Annotated in this window: 9 protein-coding genes and 1 CRISPR repeat array; of the genes, 7 read left to right on the forward strand and 2 right to left on the reverse strand. The window is 34.0% G+C overall.

Annotated elements, in window-relative coordinates; all coding sequences use genetic code 11:
* The first annotated feature begins 21 nt into the window (after nucleotides 1-21).
* The 3 genes from NYE52_RS06890 (at nucleotide 22) to fba (ending at nucleotide 3,095) form a co-directional block, all read left to right on the forward strand.
* Nucleotides 22-1,059 (forward strand): Gfo/Idh/MocA family protein, encoded by a 1,038-nt coding sequence (locus tag NYE52_RS06890; protein ID WP_341192393.1) that lies wholly within the window; start codon nucleotides 22-24, stop codon nucleotides 1,057-1,059.
* 100 nt (nucleotides 1,060-1,159) lie between these two features.
* The gene (locus tag NYE52_RS06895) at nucleotides 1,160-2,023 is read left to right on the forward strand and encodes a sugar phosphate isomerase/epimerase family protein (protein WP_341192394.1); all 864 of its coding nucleotides are present in this window, start codon (nucleotides 1,160-1,162) and stop codon (nucleotides 2,021-2,023) included.
* Nucleotides 2,024-2,225: 202 nt separating this feature from the next.
* Nucleotides 2,226-3,095, forward strand: coding sequence for a class II fructose-1,6-bisphosphate aldolase (fba, locus tag NYE52_RS06900; protein WP_341192395.1), 870 nt, complete (start codon nucleotides 2,226-2,228; stop codon nucleotides 3,093-3,095).
* 123 nt (nucleotides 3,096-3,218) lie between these two features.
* Here the strand turns inward: fba and NYE52_RS06905 are convergent, their stop codons facing one another.
* Entirely contained in the window at nucleotides 3,219-3,608 is a 390-nt protein-coding gene (locus NYE52_RS06905; RefSeq protein WP_341192396.1) for a tautomerase family protein, read from the reverse strand.
* A gap of 364 nt (nucleotides 3,609-3,972) precedes the next feature.
* Nucleotides 3,973-4,458, reverse strand: a complete 486-nt coding sequence (locus NYE52_RS06910; protein ID WP_341192397.1) for a GNAT family N-acetyltransferase — start codon at nucleotides 4,456-4,458, stop codon at nucleotides 3,973-3,975.
* A 239-nt stretch (nucleotides 4,459-4,697) separates the two neighbouring features.
* Here NYE52_RS06910 and pxpB point away from each other — a divergent pair, with 239 nt between their 5' ends.
* The 4 genes from pxpB to cas6 all read left to right on the forward strand — a co-directional run bounded on the left by pxpB (nucleotide 4,698) and on the right by cas6 (nucleotide 12,246).
* The gene (gene pxpB / locus NYE52_RS06915; RefSeq protein ID WP_341195129.1) at nucleotides 4,698-5,441 is read left to right on the forward strand and encodes a 5-oxoprolinase subunit PxpB; all 744 of its coding nucleotides are present in this window, start codon (nucleotides 4,698-4,700) and stop codon (nucleotides 5,439-5,441) included.
* Complete coding sequence (locus NYE52_RS06920) at nucleotides 5,438-6,463, forward strand: 5-oxoprolinase subunit C family protein (protein ID WP_341192398.1); 1,026 nt, start codon at nucleotides 5,438-5,440, stop codon at nucleotides 6,461-6,463. The genes pxpB and NYE52_RS06920 overlap by 4 nt, the downstream gene beginning before the upstream one ends.
* 407 nt (nucleotides 6,464-6,870) lie before the next feature.
* Nucleotides 6,871-9,961: direct repeats of the CRISPR family, unit length 29 nt; unit sequence ATTTATATCCCACTACGTTCAGATAAAAG.
* A 329-nt stretch (nucleotides 9,962-10,290) separates the two neighbouring features.
* Nucleotides 10,291-11,229 (forward strand): helix-turn-helix transcriptional regulator, encoded by a 939-nt coding sequence (locus tag NYE52_RS06925; protein WP_341195130.1) that lies wholly within the window; start codon nucleotides 10,291-10,293, stop codon nucleotides 11,227-11,229.
* A gap of 315 nt (nucleotides 11,230-11,544) precedes the next feature.
* Complete coding sequence (gene cas6, locus NYE52_RS06930; RefSeq protein WP_341192399.1) at nucleotides 11,545-12,246, forward strand: CRISPR-associated endoribonuclease Cas6; 702 nt, start codon at nucleotides 11,545-11,547, stop codon at nucleotides 12,244-12,246.
* Nucleotides 12,247-12,254 lie beyond the last annotated feature (8 nt).

The raw sequence follows: 12,254 nt of genomic DNA on the forward strand, positions 1-12,254 counted from the left end.
TTAAAAAGGAGTTTAAATAAAATGACGTTGAAAATAGGTGTAATTGGAACTGGTGCCATTGGCAGAGAGCATATTAAAAGAATCACTAAAAAGTTATCTGGAGGACAAATTGTAGCAGTTACGGATGTTAATCAAGAGTCAGCTAGAGATGTGGTGGAACAATTTAATTTAGATGCGGTTGTATTTCCAGATGATAAAACATTAATCGCAGAAGGAAATGTAGATGCAGTCTTTGTAACAAGCTGGGGACCAGCACATGAAGCGAGTGTATTAGCAGCTATCGAAGCTGGAAAATACGTTTTCTGTGAGAAGCCACTTGCAACAACTGCTGAGGGATGTATGCGTATAGTGGAAGCGGAAATGAAACATGGTAAACGCTTGGTACAAGTTGGATTTATGCGTAGATATGATAGCGGATATGCTCAATTAAAAGAGTTAATTGACGATAATTTTATTGGAAATCCATTAATGGTACATTGTGCACATAGAAATCCAGAAGTAGACACTACTTATTCTACAGATATGGCAATTAGTGATACTTTAATTCACGAAATTGACGTTCTTCATTGGTTAGTAAATGATGATTATAAATCAGTGCAAGTATTGTTCCCTAAGAAAACTAGTCATGCTCATGAAAATTTAAGAGATCCTCAAATTGTTATCTTAGAAACGCAATCAGGAATTGTTATCAATGCAGAAATATCCGTTAACTGTAAATATGGCTATGACATTCAATGCGAGGTTGTTGGAGAAGAAGGCATTGTTAAATTGCCTGAGGTTGCAACGGTTCCATTCCGAAAAAATGCTACTTTAGGGTCCACAATTCTAATGGATTGGAAGAAGCGTTTCGTAGATGCTTATGATGTAGAATTACAGCACTTTATGGATGCTATTAAAGAAACTGGTGAGCCTAAAGGTCCAACTTCATGGGATGGTTATATTGCCCAAGTTACAGCAGATGCGTGTATTAAAGCACAAAACTCTGGATTGAAAGAGGAAGTTGTATTACAGGAGCAACCAGATTTTTATAAAAATAATTTAAAGACTGCAAATGTCTAATTGATAAATAGAAACTTAATTTCTTGGTAGTCCGCCATTTTATCTCTGAAAATAGCGGACTACTAGAATAAAATATTTTAACAGAAAAGAGGAATGAACAATGATTTTAGCTTATGATCCATCCCATTATAGAGATAATACAGGATTAAAAGAAACGATTGATAATGTAGCAAGACTTGGGTATGAATATGTAGAACTTTCCCCTCGTAAAGATTTTATTTGGTTTTATGAATATCCAAAGGTTGATAAGCAATTAATCAAGGATTTAAAGCGATACTGTTCAGATGCAGGAGTGAAAATTTCTTCTGTTTTACCTGTTCAACAATGGTCTTCTCCAGATGAATTAGAACGACAATCAGCTGTTCGTAACTGGAAACGTTGTATAGAAATTACCTCTGAATTAGGGGTGGACTTAATGAACTCTGAGTTTGCAGGTGATAAGAGTCGTCCAACGGAAAGTGAAGCTTCCTTTATTCGCTCGATGGATGAATTAATGCCTATTTTTGAAAAAGAAGGAATAAAGCTGAATCTTCAATCTCACCCTAATGATTTTATCGAGCTTAATACAGAAGCTGTTCGCATGATTCGTGGGTTAGATAAGGATTGGATTAAGCTAGTATACTCCGTTGCACATGCCTTCTTTTATGATGATGGAAAAGGGGATATTGCCCAACAATTAGACGAAGCAAAGGATTTACTTGCACATGTATTAATTGCAGATACGATGAACCATAAAGCTGCTTTTGGCTTACGCTATATTGTTAATCCACCAAATGCCAATGTAACCATTCATCAGCATTTAAATCCTGGTGAAGGAGAAGTAGACTTTGAGACGCTTTATCGTAAATTAAGAGAATTTAAGTTTGATGGCATTGTCACAAACTCTGTATTTGCTTATCCAGACAAAGCGGACTGGTCAAATGAAGTAACATTGAAGTCTATTAGGGATGGGTTAAACATTTAAAAGAAATGAAAGTGGATCCATACATACCAGCAGGATGAGACAAAATACATCAGAATTAATAAAGTAGTAGGTTCAGGGAGGTGAAGTTAAGGGGAACCACCTCCCGCTGTAATACATTTTTCAGAAAAAAGAAAGTAATAACCATTTAATATTCAGAATATACAGAAAAAGTGGCTTTTAATGAGAAATAGGGGTGTTTTACATGACAATTGTTTCGATGCATGAAATGTTACAAAAAGCAAAACAAGGGAAATATGCAGTTGGGCAATATAATATGAATAACTTTCAATGGGTTGAAGCAATCCTTCAGGCGGCCGAGGAAGAAAAGGCACCCGTTATTGTAGCAGCTTCTGACCGAATAGTGGATTATTTAGGAGGATTTAAAACAATTGCAGTCGTAGTTAAGCAACTAGTGAAGGAATTAAATATTACTGTACCGGTAGCACTTCATCTTGACCATGGCATGAATGTGGAACGTTGCAAACAGGCAATAGATGCAGGCTTTAGCTCAGTAATGATAGATGGTTCTCACTATTCTATAGAAGAAAATATTAGGATGACAAAAGAGGTAGTAGAATATGCAAAGCCAAAGGGAGTGTCAGTTGAAGCAGAGGTAGGCACTGTTGGAGGAATGGAAGATGGATTAATTGGAGGAATTCAATACGCAGATCCCCTCGAGTGTGTGCGTCTTGTTCATGAGGCAGGAGTAGATGCTTTGGCAGCTGCATTAGGTTCTGTTCATGGTCCATATCAAGGGGAACCGGTTTTAGGGTTTGACGAGATGAAAGAGATTGCGGAATTAACCGGAGTACCATTAGTACTTCATGGTGGTTCGGGTATACCAGACTACCAAATAAGAAAAGCGATAGAGCTAGGACATGCAAAAATAAATGTAAATACGGAATGCTTGCAAGCATGGGCAAAAGCGGTTCGCCAGGTACTTGCAGAAAACCCAGAGGTATATGATGCTCGATTTATTCTTACACCAGGAATGGAGGCTGTGAAAGAAGCGGTAAGAAATAAAATCAAAGAGTTTGGTACAAGTCAGAAAGCTTTGGTATATAGCGAATAAAGAAATAAGTAAGGGGTATCTTTAATGGAGGTACCTTTATTTTTTTATGTAGAGAAGGGGAGAATGAATAAAAAACCCATATGTGTAAAAACAACTTTTCTACACATATGGGGTAGTTGAATTTTATAATTTTCCAGTTAGAAATTGTGCTTCACCAAATCCGAAGCACCAGTCATCATCATTATTAATCACCATAGAAATCATCACATCATTAGGTGCAATTCCACATTTAGCCTCTAATTCTTCCGTTAATTCTTGATAAAACTTTTCTTTATGCTCTTGTTTTCTTGCTCTACTTGTAATCGTAAAAACAATTACCTTTTCAGATCGTTCAAAACCTAAGCCTGTATCTTGGATTATCATTTCATACGGTTTATGTTGGGAAACAATTTGATATCGATCTCTTTCCGGTACATGGAAGTTACGAACCATAACGTCATGTGCTACATCAAGAATTTCTTTTATTTCTTTCTCGGATCTACCTTCCATCATATCAAGTCTAATTAAGGGCATGCTTTTCACTCTCCATTTTTTTGATTAGTTTTTGATTAGGTTTTGAATAACTATTTGTTATTTATGTATTTCTTTTAATTTACTTTATCATGATTTACCCTTTTTGTCATCAGGAAAATGGGCTGGATAATCGATGAAATTACTTGCTGGGAAGAATGAGCGTTTATTATTGCTGATTAGAACCATATCCAATAGTTACTATATAAAGTAGTTAAATTTGTATAGAAAATAGGAGGAACAACTTATTAGATTGGAAAAGTTGGAAAGAGTCTTTAGCCTGATGAACGATAGCATCGAGGAGAAGGGCTACAACATTTATTAAAGTGCTAAGACTGGACATTTTTAATAAATGTTGTAAGTTTTCTTATTTCAACGGTTTGTTCATATTAAACCATTCAACTCCAGCATGCTGGGAGTCGGCAATCCCTTGATTTTCATAGCCGTTTTTCTCATAAAAAGGAATTAATTCTTTATGGCAGGTTAAGGTGATGCTTAATCGTTCGTTTTTAGTTGCTATTTTTTCTAATTCTTTTAATAATAAACTAGCAATTCCTTTTCCTTGATAATTGGGATGAACAGCAATTCCTAAAATGCTTTGATGACCGCTTTTTGGTGGATTTGGATTTGTAGTTTCGAATAAGTCATCGGTAATAAACGGTGCTGAAATGACAGGTCCATTAACATACCCAACAACTACTCCGTTTTCTTCTATAATAATAAACGTATCAGAAATGGTACGAATTCTGTTTATAAAAGCTTCTTTTGTTGCTGCTTCTGCTGGGGTAAAAGCGATATTTTCTATTTTTAATAATGAAGTTAAATCAGTTTGTTGGACATTTCGGATGAGCATTTGTAATTCTCCTAGACTGTATTTTTAAAGATTTATTTTATTCTATTTTAGTTTTTTAAGAGCATTTTTTTCAATAGCAATCAATTGAATTTATTTGAAAAATAAAATAGTCTCTATTCTGAGGAATGTTGATTAATCTGAAAATATAGAATTTTTATAATGGTGCATGTTAAGATAATAAATATGAAAAGGCAAAGAATTAAAATATAGTATAGGAGAAGAAAGCGGTGAGTTAACTGATTCATGCATCAAAGCATACCCTTAATATAAGTATAGAACCGTTTGGAGATTCTGCGATTATCGTTCGGTTTGGAAATAGGATTAATTCAGACATTTATGAAAAAGTGCAGATGTTGGCTAATGATCTAGAAAACAATCCTTTTCCAGGTATGATTGAATGTGTACCTGCTTATACAAATGTAGCAGTATATTATCATCCGTTTGTAGTCTATGAGTCTTTTAAACAAGTGAATAATCACGTGTCACCATTTCAAATCGTGAAATCTGTGATTGAAGAGGTTATCGATCAACTTGAAGAAGGTAAACGGACAAACAATCGAGTCATTGAAATTCCGGTATGCTATGGTGGAGAATATGGTCCGGATATAGAGAAAGTTGCAAAGCATAACCTTCTTACGGTAGATCAAGTTATAGATATTCATTCCAATGGAGAATATCGTGTCTATATGATTGGGTTTGCTCCAGGATTCCCTTTCTTAGGAGGAATGTCAGAAAAAATTGCAACGCCGAGGCGTTCTACTCCAAGGCAATTGATTCCACCAGGATCTGTAGGAATTGCAGGGGGGCAAACAGGTGTATATCCAATTGCAACACCAGGGGGCTGGCAACTTATTGGGCAAACACCATTACAGTTATTCTTACCAGATAAGACCCCACCTTGTTTGCTTCAAGCTGGAAACATTGTGAAATTTGTTCCTATTTCTGAACAAGAGTTTCTTTATCAGAAGGAGGAAATAGAATGACAATCGCTGTAATTAGTTCTGGTATGCTTTCGAGTATTCAAGATCTGGGGAGGTATGGATTCCAAAAGCATGGTGTGATTGTTAGTGGGGCGATGGATACCTATTCTCTTAGAATTGGCAATTTACTTGTTGGGAATCAAGAGGGAGAAGCTGGCTTAGAAATTACTTTGTTAGGTCCTACACTTTTATTGGAAGAAGATGCACTTATTGCTATTACAGGCGGAGATTTGTCCCCAGAAGTAGAAGGGGTGCAAGTTCCTATGTGGAGACCTGTTCTAGTGAAAAAAGGAAGTGTCTTGAAATTCGGAAAAATAAAGTCTGGATGTCGTGCTTATCTTACTATTGCAGGTGGTTTTGCCATTCCTGAGGTGATGACTAGCAAAAGTACCTATTTACGTGCGGGGTTAGGTGGTTATGAAGGAAGGGCGCTGAAGGCTGGAGATAAATTAGAGACTAATTCTATCTCCGATTATTCATTAAATCTATTTAATAAACTCAAAAAGAAAGATACTGCTCAACCCTTTATTACAACGAGGTGGTTTGTGGATTTCTACAAGTTTATTACATTATCAAATGAACATACAATTCGAGTTATCGCAGGAAGCCATTTTTCTAGGTGCTCTTCTAATAGTCAGAAAAATTTCTATGCTGGGAAATTTACTGTTACTCCGCAGTCTGATCGGATGGGATATAGATTAAGTGGACCAGAGATAAAGCTAGATGAAAAGTTTGAGTTGCTTTCAGAAGCCGTAACAGTCGGAACCATCCAACTCCCGCCAGATGGACATCCAATTATCTTACTTGCGGATAGGCAAACTACAGGTGGATATCCGAAAATTGCGCAGGTAATATCAGTGGATTTATCTTTAGTAGCGCAGATGAAGCTTGGAAGGGAAATTTGTTTTCAGGAAATTTCATTAGAGGAAGCAGAAGCTTTGTTTATTGAGAGGGAGCAAAGGATTAGGGAACTAGAAAAGTTTTTGAAACTGAAAATGAATTGGAAATTTTGTACAAGTAGATGATGTAAGGATATGACGAAACTGATAATGATAATAAAATTGATTAGAAATAAATGATTTATTTCTAATCAATTTATCGACTTTTTTCTATTATGTTCAGATAAAAGGGAACGAACTGGAGAACTAGAGCGTTTGAAAGATTTATTTTTATCCCGAAATGTTCAGATAAAACCGTTACAGAAATTTCTACAGCACACCGCTTTCAAATCTTAATCCCCTACTAAATTCAGATGAAACGTTAAGGAAATCAGAAACACCTTATGCTATTGACTTCTTTAAATCTCCTGAATTTCAGATGAAATTGGATACAATACAGAAGAAATCCAAGGGATATTCGCAGCCTTTAATTCCCCCCACAACGTTCAGATAAAAGATTTAGTTGGTAAAAACCCAACGTTAGCGCAACTAACATTTATATCCCACAATGTTCAGATAAAAGCTGTTCGATAAGTTCTTTTTAGCGCTACAACTAATAAATTTATATCCCACAACGTTCAGATAAAAGATCTTAAGCAAAAGCTTGAGGATAATGTCTATAGTAATTTATATCCCACTACGTTCAGATAAAAGATTTTCCGTAGAGTATAAGGAAATGACTCTGTAAATATTTATATCCCACTACGTTCAGATAAAAGAAAAAGAACATTCAAGCTAAACAATGTTTTGTCTAATTTATATCCCACTACGTTCAGATAAAAGATAATCTTCAAATGGAATTAGAGTTGCAACGTTTAAATTTATATCCCACTACGTTCAGATAAAAGAAACTGCGTTAGTGAAACTAGCAACAATATCATTACATTTATATCCCACTACGTTCAGATAAAAGGAAAAAAGGACTAGAAAAGGCAGCACCTAAAATCAATTTATATCCCACTACGTTCAGATAAAAGCTATTTATGAAAGAGTCTTAATAGGAGAATCAATATTTATATCCCACTACGTTCAGATAAAAGATTTCATTTTCTAAAACAGTTGGTAAGTATAAATGATTTATATCCCACTACGTTCAGATAAAAGGGATCATTGCTTGTTGTAGATTCTCGCGGTTTCCCTATTTATATCCCACTACGTTCAGATAAAAGTTGATATCAAAGATGTTCATGTAATCCCTCAACCGAATTTATATCCCACTACGTTCAGATAAAAGCTAACTATCAGCTTCACCATATTATGCATAAAGGATAATTTATATCCCACTACGTTCAGATAAAAGTTTGCGCTTGTTACATTTAACAAAATCACTACATTTATTTATATCCCACTACGTTCAGATAAAAGGTGCAAACTGTTCTCCCCATTTATACTCTATCTCCCATTTATATCCCACTACGTTCAGATAAAAGGGCATAAATAAAAAAATGAGTGGTTGTATATTAGGTTATTTATATCCCACTACGTTCAGATAAAAGTGGTATTTTCTCGTCTTTTACTTCCGCTATTCCTAAATTTATATCCCACTACGTTCAGATAAAAGTCACATTCGGCGGAGCTCCCGGAACGGTTATTCCAACATTTATATCCCACTACGTTCAGATAAAAGAGGAGTAGTAACAATCTCTGCATCTACTTTTATATCATTTATATCCCACTACGTTCAGATAAAAGAGGAGTAGTAACAATCTCTGCATCTACTTTTATATCATTTATATCCCACTACGTTCAGATAAAAGTTCTACTATGTCCTGCCATGCGATTATGTCGTTTACATTTATATCCCACTACGTTCAGATAAAAGTGCTGCAGCTTTAATTGGATATGCAATTGGACTAAATTTATATCCCACTACGTTCAGATAAAAGAGGAATATCCGCCGTATGTGCCATATTAGATCCTTTATTTATATCCCACTACGTTCAGATAAAAGTAGAGGCGTTAGCAAAGAGTCTAATAGTTGGGTATAATTTATATCCCACTACGTTCAGATAAAAGATATATATGTTTTCTCCCGGTCCAGTTATATGCCATTCATTTATATCCCACTACGTTCAGATAAAAGCTGTCTACTATGTCGTAAAAATAAGTGTCGGTAATAAATTTATATCCCACTACGTTCAGATAAAAGACACCGTTTTCTGAAATTGGAACAGCTTTAACATCATTTATATCCCACTACGTTCAGATAAAAGATTTTAAACGATTTAAAAAACAATCTAGGTATTACTATTTATATCCCACTACGTTCAGATAAAAGTTTCAGCATTAACAGGTGATTTTATTGAACTATTACCATTTATATCCCACTACGTTCAGATAAAAGACAGTTGGAGCATTGTTTATTTTTGGAATATTCTCACATTTATATCCCACTACGTTCAGATAAAAGATGATAATGAAAGTTCTTACTAGGTCTATAACCCTCATTTATATCCCACTACGTTCAGATAAAAGCGTGATCCAGACGAAATCATGTTAGCGGTCATCCATCATTTATATCCCACTACGTTCAGATAAAAGAATGTTATAGGCCTAGAAGTTGAAGAGAATCCCATATTTATATCCCACTACGTTCAGATAAAAGTGATGAATAGCAAAGTGAAAGTGTTTGGTCTTACTCAATTTATATCCCACTACGTTCAGATAAAAGGATTGATGAAAAGGCAGAAATTCAAATTGAATCAAATTTATATCCCACTACGTTCAGATAAAAGTGGAAAACTGTTTGATTTAATCTGGCTAGCAATAATGATTTATATCCCACTACGTTCAGATAAAAGATTCTGCTACCTCCTTTTTCTTAATTCTCTTGGTATCCTATTTATATCCCACTACGTTCAGATAAAAGTTTTACCAGTTGATAGTAATTGCATGATCATTCTCTCATTTATATCCCACTACGTTCAGATAAAAGCTACTTCAGCTACTACAGAATGATATCTTTTAGCAAATTTATATCCCACTACGTTCAGATAAAAGGCAAGGCTTCGACTTTTAAATTTTTTGGCGCAAATTGTATTTATATCCCACTACGTTCAGATAAAAGTATTAATAAAACATTGGAAACTAAGGGTATTCCGAATTTATATCCCACTACGTTCAGATAAAAGACTGATATTTCAAGCTTTAACAGTGCAGATGGTTTAATTTATATCCCACTACGTTCAGATAAAAGAATTGGGGAAAGGAAACATGGGGTTCTTTCAAAACTATTTATATCCCACTACGTTCAGATAAAAGAAGAAGAAGTTAAAGATGTACGTTTTATGAACGAAATTTATATCCCACTACGTTCAGATAAAAGTTCATAGTTATGGTTTTGCCGAAACATCATTAATATATTTATATCCCACTACGTTCAGATAAAAGTGAACATGTGCTTAAGCATAAGCTAGGGGTTATCGCATTTATATCCCACTACGTTCAGATAAAAGTAAATAATGAATAAGGTGACGAGATGGAACTAACATATTTATATCCCACTACGTTCAGATAAAAGGATTAGTATTTGATTTGAATGGAGACCTAATAAAGAATTTATATCCCACTACGTTCAGATAAAAGCCTCAAATTTATTATGTGAAAATCCTATATGTATCAAGGCTTTAAGGCAATTGTTGTTTTAATAGTATTTATCCATTTTGCAGCGAACCTATAGTCGTGTATTCCTGTTTTTTATAAAAGACAAGGCAAACCCTTGCCACTTCAATGTTTAAAGCTATTATAAATAAAAATAGGTTTACTGCAGATTTTGGGTGAAATTATATTAATTATAATATAATCGATTGTCATTTCATACTTATCTATTGCATTTAAGGCAGTCCATCGTTATCTATAGTATATTATATTTAGTAGTAAATCGGAATTTATTTTAGGGGATGTTGTAGGTGAAAATGAATAAGGTGGAAAGACTCTTTAAAATTATTGACTACCTTAGTGCTGGAGATTTTGTAACCGCAGAGGAATTGGCTATTATTACTAATACATCTAAACGCAATATTTATCGAGATATAAGAGAGTTAGAAACAGTTGGTTACTATTTTCATACTGAGAAAAAAGGCTATCTATTAATGGAAAAGCCAGCTAAACATAATGTTGGTTTAACGGATAGAGAATGGCTCTCACTTCTATTAACACAAGCACTTCCAAAGCAAAATGTGATTTCAGAAAACTCGATGCTTTCAGAATACAAGGTTGGACGAAAGAAAACAAGCAAAGAAAAAGGATGGAATCGGGTAATTAGTGAACGAATATTACATCATTTCCTTTATCGTGATAACTATGATGAAAATTTAGTGATTTCGCTTGTCAAGGCTATAGAAAAAAGAAGAAGTTTAATGATTGCTTATTATAGTCCTACAAATGAAGTGGAAACAAAAAGAATAATTGATCCCTATTATCTTATCGATAGAGATGATCATTATTATATTGTTGCTTATTGTAATGAAAAAAAGGAGTTTCGTAATTTTCGTATAGATCGTATCAGATTATGGCAAATAGAAAAGCAAATCTATGAGTTTCAAGAGGAGTTTTCTATATCTAACCATCTGGCAAATTGGAAAATGGATTATACAGATGAAAGAAATAAATTTGTTGTACGATTTAGTAATAAAGTAGGGAAATACATAAAGGAAAAAAATTTTTATGATAAGAATGCTATAATAGAAGAAAAGGAAGATGGTTCAATATTTTTAACTATTGAAACAATGAGTAAATTATTTTTGCGATGGGTCAGGAAATATGGAATGGATGCTGAAGTAATGGAGCCTCTTCACATAAGAGAACAGTTAAAGAATGAGTATAAAAAGTTATTGGACATTTATAGAAAATAAAATGTATCTGAACAGTCGTGGGATATAAAAATTTATTATTATTTCATTAAGCATTAATTTTTATTTGAACGTAGCGGGATAACTAACTATTAATTAAGTTCTAGCAGGAAGTGGAGTAGGGTGATAAATACCCTACTCCATTTTTTGTGAGTTTTCGAAAAAACATTTGTTCGCTGACGTTTTTTGTCAGTTTATCCATTATAATAATAAATAAAGAAAAAGTAGTGTGAATATTGCGTATTACCTTTATTTGGTATAAAATGAAATGGTAACAAAGTAACATTGAATAAAATAATAATAAATGGGAGTGATAAAGTGAGATGTGTGTTTAGTTTTCAAATTGAGCACTTTCCAATACGGTATCGATTATTACTATTATCGTATATAAAGGAAACAATCCGATCGCAATCAGAAGAGTTCTATCAGTCGTTTTTTGTAGAGAGGGAAAAAGAGACAAAGAGATTTTCTTTCGCTCCTTATTTTCCGAATATTCAAATCGATGGAGATTTAATAGTTTCAGAATCTTTGAATCTAACAGTGACCAGTTCGAATATGGAAATGATGATTTACCTCATTAATGGTAGCCAGCAAAAGAGCGAATACCACTATAAAGAAAGCATTATGAAATTTACTGGGATGAAGATGGTCAAAGAAAAGACAATTGTACAGTCACAATCTTGGTTTAAAACTTTAACACCGATCTTAGTGGAAACAAAAGAGAGAAAACCATTGCTTTTCGATGATGATAATTTTGAAGAAGAATTAAATATTATTAGCTCAAAAATGATGAAGAGTAAGTATGGAAGACCTTTATACCAACCAATTAAAATACTAAAACATCAAATGAAAAAAAGTGTTGTGAAAGAAAATTTACATCAAGCATCAGGTGATTTATTTTTCACAGGAAATACAGGTCGATTCATGGTAGAAGGAGATCCTCGTGATTTAAATATATTCTATTTAGAGGGCATAGCTCTTCGTAGTAACCAGGGATTTGGCTGTATAGATGTTTTATAACTTGAGAG

The organism is Niallia sp. FSL W8-0635, assembly GCF_038007965.1.
Taxonomy (GTDB): Bacteria; Bacillota; Bacilli; order Bacillales; family Cytobacillaceae; genus Niallia.

Bases quoted from the DNA above. Each gene is read 5' to 3' on its own strand.
- NYE52_RS06890 (WP_341192393.1), top strand. From the start codon at position 22: ATGACGTTGAAAATAGGTGTAATTGGAACTGGTGCCATTGGCAGAGAG.
- NYE52_RS06895 (WP_341192394.1), top strand. From the start codon at position 1,160: ATGATTTTAGCTTATGATCCATCCCATTATAGAGATAATACAGGATTA.
- fba (WP_341192395.1), top strand. From the start codon at position 2,226: ATGACAATTGTTTCGATGCATGAAATGTTACAAAAAGCAAAACAAGGG.
- NYE52_RS06905 (WP_341192396.1), bottom strand. From the start codon at position 3,608: ATGCCCTTAATTAGACTTGATATGATGGAAGGTAGATCCGAGAAAGAA.
- NYE52_RS06910 (WP_341192397.1), bottom strand. From the start codon at position 4,458: ATGCTCATCCGAAATGTCCAACAAACTGATTTAACTTCATTATTAAAA.
- NYE52_RS06920 (WP_341192398.1), top strand. From the start codon at position 5,438: ATGACAATCGCTGTAATTAGTTCTGGTATGCTTTCGAGTATTCAAGAT.
- NYE52_RS06925 (WP_341195130.1), top strand. From the start codon at position 10,291: ATGAATAAGGTGGAAAGACTCTTTAAAATTATTGACTACCTTAGTGCT.